The organism is Nguyenibacter vanlangensis, from assembly GCF_038719015.1.
Classification (GTDB): domain Bacteria; phylum Pseudomonadota; class Alphaproteobacteria; order Acetobacterales; family Acetobacteraceae; genus Gluconacetobacter; species Gluconacetobacter vanlangensis.
In genome coordinates this window covers 2556085-2570208 of the sequence record NZ_CP152276.1, presented here as the reverse complement: position 1 = coordinate 2570208, position 14124 = coordinate 2556085, and the positions used below count along the sequence as shown (strand labels likewise).

The following is a 14124-nucleotide window of genomic DNA, read 5'->3' as shown; positions in this document are numbered from 1 at the left end:
GCGGTCGCTTTCACGGCCTTCGATCGGATGGACAGAGATATGGCTTCAGCCCCGGAAACCCCCATCGCATTCGTGCGCGGCCAGTTCGTGCCGCGCGACACCGCGACGATTCCGCTGATGGATCGGGGCTTCCTCTTCGGCGACGGCGTCTATGAAGTCACCGCGGTCATCGAACGGCGCTTCGTCGATAACGGGCCGCACCTGGATCGCCTCGACCGGTCCCTGCGCGAAATCGGCATCGCCAACCCCTATGACCGCGCAGAATGGATCGGCATCGAATGCGAACTGATGCGCCGCAATGCGCTCGATAACGGCCTGATCTATATCCAGGTCACACGCGGCGTGGCCGAGCGCGACTTCCTGTTTCCGCCCGACCTGGCGCCCAGCGTCGTGCTGTTCGCGCAGAACAGGCGCGTTCAGCATAATCCGCTGATCGAAAAGGGCGCGGCCGTCATCACGCTGCCGGACCAGCGCTGGGCACGGTGCGACATCAAGTCGACGTCCCTGCTCGCGCAGGTCCTTGCCAAACGCGCGGCCGCCCAGGCAAATGCCAACGAGGTCTGGATGACCCGCGACGGCCATATCACCGAAGGCGCCTCGTCGACCGCCTTCATCGTGACTCCGGACGGCAGGCTCGTGACCCGCACCCTGTCGCCCGCCATTCTGCCCGGCGTCACGCGGCGGACGATCATGCGGATCGCCGACCAGGCCGGTCTCGCCCTCGCCGAACGGCCTTTCACGCGCGACGAGGCGCTGGGGGCGGCGGAAGCGTTCTATACCAGCGCGTCGACGATCGCGATTCCGGTCACGCGCATCGATGGCCGGCCCGTGGCGAACGGCCGGCCCGGCCCGGTCTTCAGGTCTCTTTACGACCAGTATATGCAGCATGTCCTGGAAAATCCCCAGGATTTCTGAAGCGGAACCGGATTTCCGCGCCGTGCTCCGGAGGCGGCGCGCACCCGCGCCGCCTCCGGCCATGCCGATCCGTCTCAGAAGGTCGTCGAGATCGTGCCGGTCATGGTAAAGCGCGGCATCGTGTAGAACTGGGTGCCCCCCGTGGCGCCCGGTCCGGCCTCGCCGTCGATCAGCGTGACGGGATGCAGGTTGGTCGTGATGCCGTTGGGCATCGTACGCACCATCGCGCCGGTCAGGTTGGTGAAGCCGAAGAAATGCGAATCGTCATAGGTCAGGCCGAAATTCGCCATGACGTGCGGCGCCATGACCGCGTCCTTGCCTTTGGTCGGCAGGAAGGAATCGCCATACGGAATGTTCGAATCCTGCGTTGCGTGCAGATATCTCGCCGGTGACGAAATGGTTGCTCTGGATCGCGACCTTGTCCCAGTAATTCGTCATGACGAACTTGAAGCCACCCGTGACGGTCAGCCTGTCATTCAGATATTTCGTGGTATCCTGCAGGAACAGGCTGTGCAGCTCATAGCCGCTGTCGCTTCCGATCGTGCTGTGCGCCAGCTTTCCCGTGGCACCGTTCACCACGAAGGCCTGGTACGCCGCCCAGTTCGGGCTTGGATTGGTGCCGTCCGCCATCGTCACGCTGGTCGGCAGCGCGAAATTCAGGATATTGTTTTCGTACCAGTAGCCCAGCCGAAGCTGGTTATGCTGGTCCAGGCCATAGTTCAGGCTGGCGGTCGCGCCGACCTGGCGGGACTCGTTCGCCTGGAAATAGGGCGTCATCTGCTGCCCGGCCGGAACCGGCGTGCCGTCGGCGTGGAAATAAATGTTCGCCGGGGCCAGGAACCCGCCGGTCGCGCCCAGCGGTCCCACCCCTGGCCGAAGGACAGGTACGGCGTCAGGTCGAAGCTCAGCCGGCGGGTCAGGACGGCATGCACCGGCGCGGACAGGAAGACCTGGTTCCAGTGGTCGTCAATTGTCCTTCCAGTAATTGTTCAGGGCCTGCGTCGGATCGTTGAAATCCGTGTGCCCCAGCCCTGGCCGGACCGCTTGGCGGCATGGAACTGCGCCGCAGGGAAACGGCACCGGCCGGTACGTAGTCTCCCTTATGGCGTGCGTCGCAACGGCGATGATATTGCAGACTGCGATATCGCGCCAAATCGGGGGTCATATGCCGACGGAAGTCGCCTTTGTCACGATCGGCCAATCGCCGCGCGACGACATCGTGCCCTCTATCCTGGACCGTGCGCGCACCCCGATCCGCGCGACCCAGTTCGGCGTGCTGGATAATCTGGATCAGGCCGCGCTCGCGGCGATGGCGCCCGGGCCTGCCGCGCCAAGGCTGGTATCGCGCCTGCGCTCGGGTCATGAAATATATCTGGACAAGGCCCTGACCACCCTCTGCCTGCTCGATATGCTGGAGGCGATCGACCGCCAGGGTTTTGATCTGGTCGTTCCACTTTGTACCTGCCATATTCCGGAATTGCGCGCGTTGAATCTCCGCACGCCGTTCATCGAACCTCAACGCCTCATGGATGCTTCCGCCGTCGGCCTGCTGACCGGCCTATGCCGGGTCGCGGTTATTTTTCCCACCTGCCAGGCCGTCACGCACCGATCCTATGAAGGGCTCGAGACGGTCACATCCTGGCTTTCGCCGTACACCTACGCTCAAGAAGACCCCGGTTGGACGGAAAGACTGGACGCCGTGCTGCTCGGCGTCGATTTGATCGTCATGCACTGCGTGGGTTTCTCCGAAGAAATCCGCATGATGCTGCAGCATCGGTACAAATGTCCGGTCCTTATACCCCGGCGCGTGATCGCCGCGGCAATCGATCTGATCGTCCAGGAGAACCCTGGTTCATGACGTCCTCTGGCCGCCGGGATGGCCGCAAGGTGACGGATATCGTCGTCTATCCGCCATGCTTTACCAGCGCGCGGGGCAATAATTCCGTCGTCGAGGATACCTGCATCTTGGCCAGTGCGCGCGCTCGGTGAATTTCCACGGTCCGGTGGCTGATGGCCAGATTCCGGCCGATTTCCTTGTTTGACAGCCCCGTCAACGCGGCGCGCAGGACGTCCTGCTCACGTGGCGTCAAGGGTTCGGCTGAATCGGGCAATTTGTCCAGAACGTCGGGTCCAGCCTGACGATCGCCCGCCGGCGGATGCCGTGCATCGTGGTGCAGTTCATCCAGCGCGGTCCGTAACGCGCCGGCGACCAATCGGCGAACGGACACGACCGGGCGCTCCACCAATCCGGCCAGCATGACCGCGTGGGCATCGCTATATCCCAGCGAATGCATCACGATGATATCCGTATCGCGCAGCAGGCGGGCCGCCTCGTCCAACGACGGCGATTCTCCAGCCACCTTGACCATCCGCGTGGTCTGCACCAGGGCCGTATTGACCGCCAAATTGGAATCGAAAGCGGTCGGCAGATGGTACATGATGCCGATCGGCCCCGGTCCCGCAATCAGCGCATTGATCCACAGGTCCGTCAGTTTCTGACTATGGATCAGCCGTGCCCGCGTGTCCCATGTTTCGAAAATCCCCGTGCTCAGCATGACAATCAGGTCATAGTCGCGTCGATCGACCATTTCGATCAGGCGGCGCAACCGCTGTTCGATAAAGCTCGCACGCACCGAGACGAAGCCGCCATGGGCCAGGCGGGTGTAAAAACCACGTTCGCCCTCCCTGGGCCGTTGCGCACCGATATCGGTCTCGTCCAGGCCGTTCATCGCTCCATATTCGTCGAAATCCAGATCCGCCGCCTGCGCCATCCGCAGCACCTCGTCCAGGATATCGGTCCGCGGGGTCTGGCCGATGGTTACGAAGGCGCACCGGGGACGATACGGCATGACGATGGCTCCTCAGGGTCTACAGCTTCACCCGTATAGGAGGCGCCCATTCCCCGCACCTCAACTTCGTCGTGAAACGACCCATCCGGTCCCCAATGCGCTCTCAAATCCATGTGGCTGATTTATGCTCGCCTGGGCGCATTCCTAAGGATCGTATCAAGGACAAATTGCACGGGCGGCGTCACGCGTTTGTCGCGCGCCCAGACCACGCCCAATTCCATGACGATTTCCGACGCCGTGCCGGACCGGTCGAATCTCAATTCATGGGGTCGCTCCAGCATCGAAAGCGGCGAAAGGACCAACGCATCCGTCGCCATTTGGATCTGTCGGGTATAAATGGGAGAGTTTATTTCCATGATTCTCTCCGGAGGTTTCAAGCCACGCGCCCTCAGGGTCGAATCGAACCGCTCGCGCATCGCCATTCCCGGCACCGGCAGCATCCACAGCCGGTCCTGATAGATCTTCCAGTTATCCAGGACCTCCGAAAAGCACATATCCCGGTCGCAGGTACTGACTGCGCACCATTCGACAGCCAGCACCTGGCTGGCAAGCCGCGGCCAGGATTCGATACCATGCAGATCCGCCAGGATAAGGTCGAATTTATTCGCCTCCAGTCCCATGAGCAGGTGGCGCCTCATCCCGTATTCGCATCTCAGGGCCAGATAGGGATGGGCCTGCGTGATGATCGAACACCATGTCGGAAGACAGGCATGCAACGCCGGCGCCTGATAGCCGATGGTGACTTTCCCGCGCAGGCTCTTGTCCAGATACTGCAGGTCGGTGTTTAACGCGATCAATTCGGCGTCAACACGTCGCGCCGCCGTCAGGACCCGATGGCACAGATGGGTCGGCTCCAGACGGCCGCCTACGCGCTCGAACAGTCTGGCGCCGATGATCGTCTCGATTTCGATACAGGATTTGGATACGGCGGCTGTCGAGATGCCAAGCCGCGCCGCGGCCTCTCGCATGCTGCGTGTGCTGTCCAGAACCTCGACCATCCTGAAATGCCGAAGCTTCAGAAGACGTCTGATATCCGGGCGGCACCGACCTCGCGACATGGACATAATTTTGTCACGTCTCCTGACATGGATCAACCATTTGGTTGACGCGGTGCAACCTAATTTCGCTTCGGAAATGGTTGGCGATTGCACATAGTTCCCTGCAGGCACGATGACATAAGGCGCGCTCCGGCATGACACCATGTTGACCAGCGGCAGAAACGGGCAGACGAGAGCGATAGGCCGCCTGTCATTCCCGGCGCGGAAACATGCGCTCTCGGCTCAATGCATTATCGGAAAACCGCACATGATCGTTTCCGTCCGGCATCGTGGCGTCTCTGCTCTTGCCTGCATGATGCGCCGTGCAAGGCCGGCCGGTACGGTGCTCCTCCTCGGCATGCTGGCAAGCACCGGCCTGACGCATTCCCTGCGCGCCGCCACGCCGCGCCATCGGCTCCATCCCGCGAACCGGCCGGCCGCACCGGCGCCGGCATCGACATCGACGCGTGCGCACCCCGTCATTCCCGCCAATGCCGAGGCCGTCATGGTCAATGGGGCCCGACGGGCCTTCCATTTCGCCGCTGCTCAGCATATCGCGGATTCCACGACGCGCATTACCGCCGAAACTCTCGTTCGAAAGGGGGTCGTCGGACTGACCGACCTGCAGAATCTGGCGCCGAACGTCACGATCCAAAGCCTGATGGGAACAGCCAGCACGAATTTCTTCATCCGGGGAATCGGCTTCAACGACTATACGCAGAATAATACCTCGTCGGTCATGACCTATATCGATGGCGTCGCCTTCCCACTGAGTACCATGGCCGCAGGCATGATGTTCGACGTGGAAGGGGTGGATATCCAGCCGGGGCCGACAGGCACGACGCACGGACTGGCGGATTCCGGGGGTGAGGTCGATATCCACACCGCGGACCCGACAGCGACCTGGCATGGTGGCGTGACACAGGACATCGCCAGTTACGCCAGAAGCCGCACGGATCTGTACGTATCCGGTCCTCTGGCGGATACGGTGTCATTTCGCATCGCCGGCCAGACCATGCATGGCGGCGGCTGGCAGACCAGTCCGGCAAACGATACCCATCTCGGCAACGCGGACGAGGGCGCATTGCGCGCCAAGCTGCGCTGGCACCCCGATGAGAAGACGGATGTCCTGTTGACCGGGCATTGGGTACAGGACAATTCCGGTGTGGTCGTCGGCAAGCCGGTCGTCAATTTTCTACCGGCCGTACAGCATATTCCGACATTGGGATACCAGCAGGCAGACTGGGACCTCCGGCCTCGATTCGCCAGGTTGATCGGCCGCTCGCCCGACACGATGCCCTCCGAGCATAATACATTCTGGGGCGCGGACCTCAAGATTTCGCGCGATCTTGGTTTCGGCACGCTGCAAAGCACCAGTGCCTACGAAACCGAGCGCGAGGGCGAATATACCGATCAGGACGGCACAATCTACGCGTCAGGAGATCAATACCGCAATATCGTCGCGAACGCGTTCTCGCAGGAACTGAGCCTGAAATCCCGCGATCGCCAGAAGCCTTTGCAGTGGGTGGCCGGCATGTATTACAATCGCGTACGCATGTTGCAGCAATTCTATTTCGATTTCACCGATTACAAGCCGCTGCGCGGTTATCTGTCCGAGACGTCATTCAACCAGAGCCAACAGACATTTACGCAATATGCGCATATCTCCTACAGGTTGCCTTATCGGGTGACGGTCTTCGGCGGCATCAATCACGAAGCCGACGATCGTCAACTGATCGGCCTGCGCACGGTGCATTTCGGGGTCAACGACCTGAATTTCCACAATGAAGGGGCCGCCGCAAATCAGTTTACCGGTACAGTCGGTGTCCAGTGGCAGGCAACGCGGACGCTTCTCCTGTATTACAAGATGAGCAAAGGATTCAAGCCCGGCGGCTTTACCGGCAACAATACGGTCGTTCAGGCGCAGTTGACGCCCTTCGGACCCGAAAGCGTCCTCGCTTACGAGGCAGGGTTCAAAAGCGACCTGGTTCCCAACATGTTTCGTCTGAACGCCGCCGCATTTTATTACGACTATCACGGTCAGCAATATATCAGCTCGTACCTGGTGCCGAGCTATGGCCCGTTGGGAATGTTCGTCAACATTCCGAAATCTGAAATATGGGGTATCGAATTCAGCGCCGAGCTGCATCCCCTGCCGCATGTGTACCTGACGCAGAATCTGGGGTACGAACGCGGAAAATATCAGAAATTCCAGGCGCTCAATTCCTCGGCGACCAACGCCTACTACACGACGCACGGCGTGTGGCAGGCCGTCTATACGGATTTCGACGGGGTCGATTCCGGTATTCCCAAACTGACTTTGAACGGCAGCGCGGATTATCGCATAAACCCGTTTCATGCGTACGAACTCGAAACCGGCCTGGATTGGATGTACCGCGACTCGCAGGCGCTGATCGCCGGCGGACTTGGGGCCTATCGCCTGCCATCCTATTTCCTGATGGGCGCCCACATGACGTTCCGCCCCGTTTCCGATCGCTGGTCGGCGACGATCTACGCCTCCAACCTGCTGAACCGTCAGTATTTCGTTGCGGGTGGCCAGGCCACGACGACCTATTTCTGGATTCCCGGTCCGCCGCGCTTCATCGGCGGAAGATTCAGCCTGAATTTCTGAACGATCGGATTTTTCATGCGTCCTTCCCCACGGCACATATTCCGGAAGGCGCGACGATTCTCCAGCTCGGCAAGATGCCGCCAGACCCCAGACCAGGATCCCAGATCACGGAGGCCGACATGAAACCACGCCTGTCCGTCTCCGGCACAAGGGCGAAGCACATTGCCGCCGGCTGTGTCGGGAACTTCCTCGAATTCTACAACTTCATGGCTTATGCCTTCTTCGCGCCGATGATCGGCCAGGCCTTCTTTCCCGCCGGCGGCCATCTTATGGCGCTGCTCCTGGCCCTCGTGACATTTGCGGCCGGCTTTATCATGCGGCCGCTCGGCGCGTGCGTGATCGGCCTCTATACGGACCGTGCGGGTCTGGGGCGATCGCTGATGCTGTCCTTTCTCCTCATGGCGCTGGGATCGGTGCTGCTGGTCTTCACGCCAACCTATCGGTCGGCCGGAATCATGGCGCCGGCTTTGATCCTGGTCTCCCGTCTTCTACAGGGCTTTTCCGAAGGAGGAGAAGTCGGTCCGGCAACGGATCTGCTGTTTTCGCTCGGCAGCGGACGACAGGCCAGCGCCCTGGCCTCCATGCAATATGTCACCCAGCTCCTTGCCTCCCTTGCCGCGGTCCTGCTTGGCCTGATCCTTTCGCTGACCCTGTCGCACCAGCAACTCTACGACTGGGGGTGGCGGGTACCCTTTGCCCTGGGATTGGCGATCGTACCCATCGGATTTTTCTTCCGCCGCGCCTTGCCGCCCATGGCCGCTTCTTCCGCTCGCCCGGCCGGATCGGCAATCGACGAGCGACGAACGGACCCCGCCATCGTCCTTTTCCTGTTCCTGGCGGTCACCAGCGGGACCATCACCAATTACCTGCGTCAGTTCGGCGTCAGCTACGCGATCGCCGTTCTGCACCTGCCCCCGCGTACAGGCATGCTGGGCATGTGCCTCGGCCTGGCCGCCGGCATCGGCGCCATGGGTGTCGGAATCCGCTTTCTGGCCCACAGGCCGCCCGCCCGGGTGCTCATCTCCACGGGATTCGCCAATGTCGTCATGGCTTATCCGCTCTATCATTTCGCCGTGTTCTGCCCCGGAATGGCCAGCCAGGTCCTGCTGAACGTCTTCATGTTCGCGTCCGCGGGCGTGACCACGGGGCCGGCCTTCGAAATCATGATGAATGCCCTGTCCGACCATCGGCGTGCGTTCATCTTCGGCGTGGTCTATGCGTCGGCCGTGTCGATCTTCGGCGGCTCGACACAGCCTTTCGTGACCTGGCTGATCGCTAGGACCGGCGATGTCATGGTTCCCGCCTATGTGGCAATCGCGGCCAGCCCGCTCTACGTCGCGGCCTTGCTGCTGCTGAACCGGCGGGTGGCGCATGGCACGCGGTCCGCCCGTCCCGATCCCGTGCCGCTCGCAGTCGAACTGTAACCGACCCCATCCAGCAGGAAGAACCCATGTCGGCTCTCGCATTCATGAAACGACATTACGACGAGATGGCGGCCTTTCGGCAGGACCTGCACGCGCATCCGGAAATCGGGATGCAGGAATACCGCACGTCCGACCTCGTCGCGCGCAAGCTCGGCGAATGGGGAATCGAAGTGCACCGTGGTATCGGCGGTACCGGCGTCGTCGGCGTATTGCGCGCGGGGAACGGCGCCGGCTCGATCGGCTTGCGGGCCGACATGGATGCCCTGCCGATGCACGAAGCCAGCCAGCTCAGCTATCGCTCGACGAAGCCGGGCGTCATGCACGCCTGCGGGCATGACGGCCATACGACCATGCTGCTGGGCGCGGCCCGCTATCTCGCCGAAACCCGGCATTTCGACGGCACCGTGAATTTCATCTTCCAACCGGGCGAGGAAGGCGTCGGCGGCGCCCTGGCCATGTTGGCCGACGGCCTGCTGGAACGGTTCCCGTCCGACGCCCTGTTCGGCATGCATAACCGGCCGGGCCTGCCGGTCGGCGCCTTTTCGATCGCGCCGGGACTGGCCATGGCGGGCGGCGCGTTTTTCGACGTCGTCATTACCGGCAAGGGCGCACATGGCGCCCGCCCCGAGGATAGTATCGATCCCGTCCTGGTCGCCGGGCAATTGATCTCGGCGTTGCAATCGATCGTTTCCCGCAACGTGCCGCCTGCCGACGTCGCGGTGGTCAGCGTGACGAAAATGAGCGGCGGCGACGCCTATAACGTTATTCCGCACAGCGTGACCATCGGCGGCACGGTCCGCTGTTTCAAATCGTCCATCATGGAGCAGATCAAGACGCTGATCGCGCGCACGGCAGACGGGATCGCCGCCGCGTTCGGCGCCAGGGCCGAACTGGATTTCCGGCTCATTTTCGCGCCTACCGTCAATGACCTGCGCCACGCCCAAGACTATGCGGACGCGGCGGCCGAACTCGTCGGAGAGACCCATGTCGATCGCGACGCCCAGCCGGTCATGGGGTCCGAGGATTTTGGCTTCATGCTGGAAAAAGTGCCCGGCGCCTACATCCTGGCCGGCGGCGGAGACGGCGCGGCGCCCCATCACCCGCTTTATGATTACAATGACGAAACAACACCCTATGGCGCCGCGCTCTATGCCCGAATCGTCGAGCGCGGATTGCCGCGTCGCAACACGCCATGACGCGTATCGCCGCATGGCCGGATCATCGTGGAGAACCTGAATGAAGAATACCGATACCATCTGGAATTTCGTCGAAGCCCGGCATCAGCCCATGATCGCACTGAGCGATGCGGTATGGGATATCCCCGAATTGAATTACGGCGAATTCCGTTCGTGCGCCCTGCACGCCGAGGCATTGCGGCGCGAAGGCTTCCGTGTCGCGCACGATGTCGGCGGCCTGCCGACCGCCGTGATGGGTGAGGCCGGCGACGGCGGCCCGGTCATCGCCTTCCTCGGCGAATATGACGCCCTGCCGGGCCTCAGCCAGGCAGCCGGCGTGGCTGCGCACCAGCCCCTGGCGGGCGACGGCAATGGTCACGGCTGCGGGCATAACCTGCTCGGCTCGGCTTCCCTGCTGGCGGCGACCGCCGTCAAGGATTGGCTGGCCGCCACCGGCACGCCCGGACGCGTGCGCTATTACGGCTGCCCGGCCGAGGAAGGCGGCGCCGGCAAGGGCTTCATGGTCCGCGCGGGCGTGTTCGATGATGTCGATGTCGCCATCACCTGGCATCCATCGCATTTCGCCACGATCTTCCCGCCGGCCTCCCTCGCGAATCTGCGGATCGATTTCACCTTTACCGGCCGCGCATCGCATGCCGCTGCGGCTCCCTTCCTCGGCCGCTCGGCCCTGGATGCCGCTGAATTGCTCAATATCGGGGTGAATTACCTGCGCGAACATATGTTGCCCAGCTCGCGCATCCACTACGCCTATCAGGATGCCGGCGGGGTCGCGCCCAACGTCGTCCAATCGAGGACGGTCATCCGCTACACCGTCCGCGCGACCGAACTCGACGACATGCTCGCCCTGGCCGACCGGGTCCGCAAGATCGCCGACGGTGCGGCGCTGATGACCGAAACCACCGTGACCAGCCAGGTCATCAGCGGCATGGCGAACCTGCTGGGCAATCCTCCACTCGAAGCCGCCATGCAGGCCAATCTCGAACGTCTCGGCCCACCCCCGTTCGACGAGGCCGACCGGATTTTCGCCACCTCCATCCGGGCGACCTTGACGAAGGAGGAAATCGCTGCCGCCTTCAAGGCGATGGACCTGCCGGTGGATCCGGACAAGCCGCTCTGTGACACGATCCTTCCCTGGTCCGAGACGCGCGGCCGGTCGATGCTGGGTTCGACCGATGTCGGCGATGTCAGCTGGGTCGTGCCCACCGTGCAGGCCCTGGGCGCCACCTGCGCGATCGGGACGCCCTTCCATTCCTGGCAGTTGACCGCCCAGGGCAAGTCCCCCCTGGCCCACAAGGGCATGGTGCATGTCGCCAAAGTGATGGCGGCCACGGCCGCCGACGTGCTGCGCGACGAGACGCTTCTGGCGCGCGCGAAGCATGATCATGCAGAACGCCTGAAGCGCCAGCCCTATGTCAGCCCCATTCCGGCCGATGTGCAGCCGCCGCTGGTCGTCGAACAGGCGGCCTGATCCTCTCGCAACAGGAGATCATCCGATGTCCCTCGTCGAAGCCATCGCCCGCGATGCCGATGAACTGACCGCCATCCGCCGCGACCTCCATGCCCATCCCGAACTGGGCATGGTCGAACATCGCACCGCGGCCGAGGTCGCAAGGTTTCTGCAGGAATGGGGGATCGAGGTCCATCGCGGCGTCGGTCAGACCGGCGTCGTCGGGGTGCTGCGCGCCGGCAACGGCGCCGGCGCGATCGGCCTGCGCGCCGACATGGACGCCCTGCCGATGCACGAGGCAGGCGACGCCCCGTGGCGCAGCCAGATCGCGGGCCGCATGCATGCCTGCGGCCATGACGGACACACGACCATGCTGCTGGGCGCCGCGCGCTACCTCGCCCGGACCCGCAATTTCAATGGAACCGTCCATTTCATCTTCCAGCCGGGCGAGGAAGGATGCGGCGGAGCACTGGCCATGCTGCAGGACGGGCTGTTCGAGCGGTTTCCCTGCGATGCGATCTTCGGCATGCACAACCAGCCGGACCTGCCGGTCGGCGAATTCCGCCTGACGCCCGGACCGGCCATGGCGGGTGGCGGCTTCTTCGACATCACGATCACCGGCGTCGGCGCGCACGCCGCCCGCCCCGAGGCCGGCATCGATCCCGTCCTGGTGGCGTGCCATATCGTCACCGCCCTGCAATCCATCGTCTCGCGCACCGTGTCGCCGCGCGAGCCGGCGGTCATCAGCGTGACGAAGATCGTCGGGGGCGACGCGCATAACGTCATTCCGCAGACTGCCCGGGTCGGCGGCACGCTGCGCGGCATGTCGAAGGCGGTGCTGGCCGACATGCAGGCCGCGATGCACCGCATCACCGAAAACGTGGCCGCCGCCTTCGGCGCGACGGCGGTTCTCGCATTCGGGCCGACCTTCATTCCCCTGTGCAACGATCCCCGCCAGACCGCTTTCGCGGCCGAGACCGCCATGGCTCTGGTCGGTGCCGACCAGGTCGATCCCGACGCGCCCGCCGTCATGGGGTCCGAGGATTTTGCCTACATGCTCGACCGCGTGCCCGGCAGCTTCCTGCGGATCGGCAACGGCCCCGGCGAAGGGCTGCATCACCCGCGCTACGATTTCAATGACGCGGCGATTCCCTACGGCTCCGCCCTGTTCGCAGCACTCGTCGAACGGTTCCTGCCGCGCGGCACGGCCCTCTGACGCACCCGCTCACGCCGTGACCGCGATCACCGCGCCGCCGGGTTCTCAGGCCACGATCTTGTCCAGCGCGCCGCAGAACGCCTTCATGTCCGCCGCCGACCCGACGGTGATGCGCGAACAGTTCGGCCAGAGTGTCCACGACCGGCCGATATCGATATTCTGCGCGGCAAAGGCCTGCCTGATCGGCGCCGCAGGCTTCTTCCAGTCGATCATGAACATGTTCGCCTGGCTCGGAATGAAGCTGACCCCCCGTTTTTTGAGAAAGGCGAAGGTCTCCTCGCGCGCGGCGATCATCTCGTTGCGGCGCGCGACGATGTCCTGCGCCCGCAATACGCTGGCGCCGCCGGCGGCCAGGGCCACGATCGACAGCGTGCCACTCTGGTTCGCGCCGTCATAGCGCATCATTTTCTGGTGCGTCTCCGGATGCGCCAGGCTCAGCCCCAGCCGCAGACCCGCCATGCCGAACAATTTGGAAAATGTCCGCAGCACGATGATGTCCTTGGACCGCGTCACCAGCGAAGCCGCGCTCTGCGTCCCCGCGAAATGGATATAGGCCTCGTCGACCAGCACGATCGAGCCCGCGGGCTTGTTGTCCAGCAACCAGGCGATGTCCGCGATCGGCGTCAGGGTCCCGGTCGGGTTGTTGGGCGAGCAGATATAATAGACCCCGGCATGCGGATCGGCCGCCAGCAGCGCCCGCACGTCGACGGCGTAACGATTGGCGGCCTTCAGCGGCACCGTCGTGGATTTTGCCTGCAGCCAGTCGGCGGTCCGCCATGCCGCTTCATAGGTCGGGTTCGCCGTCACCAGGCCGCGCGTCGGCGAGCAGAAGGTCACGATCACCCGCGACAGCGGATCGCTCGAACCCGGCCACGGCAGGATATGCGACGCCGGCACGTTCTCGACCGCGGCGACGTTCTCGATCAGGGTTCGGCGCATATGGGTGGGTTCGTAACGATTTCCCAGCCGGACCGCCGCCTCGCCGGCCGCGATGCCGGCCGGAAACGGCCCGGTCCAGCACTCGTTGCTGCCGATGCGGATCATGCCCGACTTGTCGCGGTCCGCCGGCATCTCGCGCGCCTCGGCCGCGCCGAGCAGATGCGGGAATGCAGCGGCGATCGCCGCCGACTGCATGCCCAGCAGGGCGGCCACCCGGCCGAACTGCCGCCGCGAATATCCGCGTTCCAGCAGGTCGTCTTGACCTTCCTCCGTGATCAGGCCGCTCATGATGCGCTCTCCGGTACGAAACGAATGCATTGGCAACATTCTACGTTCGGAACAAAAAGGAAGTCAACGCGACTCCTTGCAGGAAATATCCGGAAGATTTAACGAAAATATCGAATATCCCGTTTCCCCTTGCCCGGCGCCGCCCCGGTGTTAATCTGCGCGAAACGAAGGGAGCGACATG

Annotated in this window: 12 protein-coding genes; 7 read left to right on the top strand and 5 right to left on the bottom strand. The window is 63.2% G+C overall.

All coding sequences use genetic code 11. From position 1 onward, the window contains the following. The first annotated feature begins 39 nt into the window (after positions 1 to 39). The gene (locus AAC691_RS11910; RefSeq protein WP_342627042.1) at positions 40 to 915 is read left to right on the top strand and encodes a D-amino-acid transaminase; all 876 of its coding nucleotides are present in this window, start codon (positions 40 to 42) and stop codon (positions 913 to 915) included. A 74-nt stretch (positions 916 to 989) separates the two neighbouring features. On the opposite strand, the gene AAC691_RS11905 is transcribed toward AAC691_RS11910, so the two are convergent. Further along, positions 990 to 1220: a hypothetical protein gene (locus AAC691_RS11905; protein ID WP_323989641.1), complete on the bottom strand. Its 231-nt coding sequence runs from the start codon at positions 1218 to 1220 to the stop codon at positions 990 to 992. After that, positions 1180 to 1782, bottom strand: a complete 603-nt coding sequence (locus tag AAC691_RS11900) for a hypothetical protein (RefSeq protein WP_342627041.1) — start codon at positions 1780 to 1782, stop codon at positions 1180 to 1182. Before AAC691_RS11900 ends, AAC691_RS11905 begins: the two co-directional genes overlap by 41 nt. Positions 1783 to 2080: 298 nt before the next feature. Here AAC691_RS11900 and AAC691_RS11895 point away from each other — a divergent pair, with 298 nt between their 5' ends. Next, entirely contained in the window at positions 2081 to 2773 is a 693-nt protein-coding gene (locus AAC691_RS11895) for an AroM family protein (RefSeq protein ID WP_342627040.1), read from the top strand. 46 nt (positions 2774 to 2819) lie between these two features. Here the strand turns inward: AAC691_RS11895 and AAC691_RS11890 are convergent, their stop codons facing one another. Then, positions 2820 to 3764, bottom strand: coding sequence for an AroM family protein (locus tag AAC691_RS11890; RefSeq protein ID WP_342627039.1), 945 nt, complete (start codon positions 3762 to 3764; stop codon positions 2820 to 2822). A gap of 122 nt (positions 3765 to 3886) precedes the next feature. Continuing rightward, positions 3887 to 4822, bottom strand: coding sequence for a LysR family transcriptional regulator (locus tag AAC691_RS11885; protein WP_342630208.1), 936 nt, complete (start codon positions 4820 to 4822; stop codon positions 3887 to 3889). A gap of 247 nt (positions 4823 to 5069) precedes the next feature. On the opposite strand from AAC691_RS11885, the gene AAC691_RS11880 reads away from it, so the two are divergent. The 5 genes from AAC691_RS11880 to AAC691_RS11860 all read left to right on the top strand — a co-directional run bounded on the left by AAC691_RS11880 (position 5070) and on the right by AAC691_RS11860 (position 12716). Further along, positions 5070 to 7433 carry a TonB-dependent receptor domain-containing protein gene (locus tag AAC691_RS11880; RefSeq protein ID WP_342627038.1) on the top strand — a complete coding sequence of 788 codons (2364 nt, stop codon included), beginning with the start codon at positions 5070 to 5072 and terminating at the stop codon, positions 7431 to 7433. 119 nt (positions 7434 to 7552) lie between these two features. After that, the gene (locus AAC691_RS11875; RefSeq protein ID WP_342627037.1) at positions 7553 to 8857 is read left to right on the top strand and encodes an MFS transporter; all 1305 of its coding nucleotides are present in this window, start codon (positions 7553 to 7555) and stop codon (positions 8855 to 8857) included. Positions 8858 to 8883: 26 nt separating this feature from the next. Next, positions 8884 to 10053: a M20 aminoacylase family protein gene (locus AAC691_RS11870; protein ID WP_342627036.1), complete on the top strand. Its 1170-nt coding sequence runs from the start codon at positions 8884 to 8886 to the stop codon at positions 10051 to 10053. A 40-nt stretch (positions 10054 to 10093) separates the two neighbouring features. After that, on the top strand, positions 10094 to 11521 hold the full coding sequence (locus AAC691_RS11865) for a M20 family metallopeptidase (RefSeq protein WP_323989651.1): 1428 nt from the start codon (positions 10094 to 10096) through the stop codon (positions 11519 to 11521). A gap of 25 nt (positions 11522 to 11546) precedes the next feature. Then, positions 11547 to 12716: a M20 aminoacylase family protein gene (locus tag AAC691_RS11860; protein ID WP_342627035.1), complete on the top strand. Its 1170-nt coding sequence runs from the start codon at positions 11547 to 11549 to the stop codon at positions 12714 to 12716. A 45-nt stretch (positions 12717 to 12761) separates the two neighbouring features. On the opposite strand, the gene AAC691_RS11855 is transcribed toward AAC691_RS11860, so the two are convergent. Then, positions 12762 to 13943, bottom strand: coding sequence for a pyridoxal phosphate-dependent aminotransferase (locus tag AAC691_RS11855; protein WP_342627034.1), 1182 nt, complete (start codon positions 13941 to 13943; stop codon positions 12762 to 12764). Positions 13944 to 14124 lie beyond the last annotated feature (181 nt).

Bases quoted from the DNA above. Each gene is read 5' to 3' on its own strand.
- AAC691_RS11905 (WP_323989641.1), bottom strand. From the start codon at position 1,220: ATGGCGCCGCACGTCATGGCGAATTTCGGCCTGACCTATGACGATTCG.
- AAC691_RS11890 (WP_342627039.1), bottom strand. From the start codon at position 3,764: ATGCCGTATCGTCCCCGGTGCGCCTTCGTAACCATCGGCCAGACCCCG.
- AAC691_RS11865 (WP_323989651.1), top strand. From the start codon at position 10,094: ATGAAGAATACCGATACCATCTGGAATTTCGTCGAAGCCCGGCATCAG.
- AAC691_RS11880 (WP_342627038.1), top strand. From the start codon at position 5,070: ATGATCGTTTCCGTCCGGCATCGTGGCGTCTCTGCTCTTGCCTGCATG.
- AAC691_RS11895 (WP_342627040.1), top strand. From the start codon at position 2,081: ATGCCGACGGAAGTCGCCTTTGTCACGATCGGCCAATCGCCGCGCGAC.
- AAC691_RS11885 (WP_342630208.1), bottom strand. From the start codon at position 4,822: ATGTCGCGAGGTCGGTGCCGCCCGGATATCAGACGTCTTCTGAAGCTT.
- AAC691_RS11875 (WP_342627037.1), top strand. From the start codon at position 7,553: ATGAAACCACGCCTGTCCGTCTCCGGCACAAGGGCGAAGCACATTGCC.
- AAC691_RS11855 (WP_342627034.1), bottom strand. From the start codon at position 13,943: ATGAGCGGCCTGATCACGGAGGAAGGTCAAGACGACCTGCTGGAACGC.
- AAC691_RS11860 (WP_342627035.1), top strand. From the start codon at position 11,547: ATGTCCCTCGTCGAAGCCATCGCCCGCGATGCCGATGAACTGACCGCC.
- AAC691_RS11910 (WP_342627042.1), top strand. From the start codon at position 40: ATGGCTTCAGCCCCGGAAACCCCCATCGCATTCGTGCGCGGCCAGTTC.
- AAC691_RS11870 (WP_342627036.1), top strand. From the start codon at position 8,884: ATGTCGGCTCTCGCATTCATGAAACGACATTACGACGAGATGGCGGCC.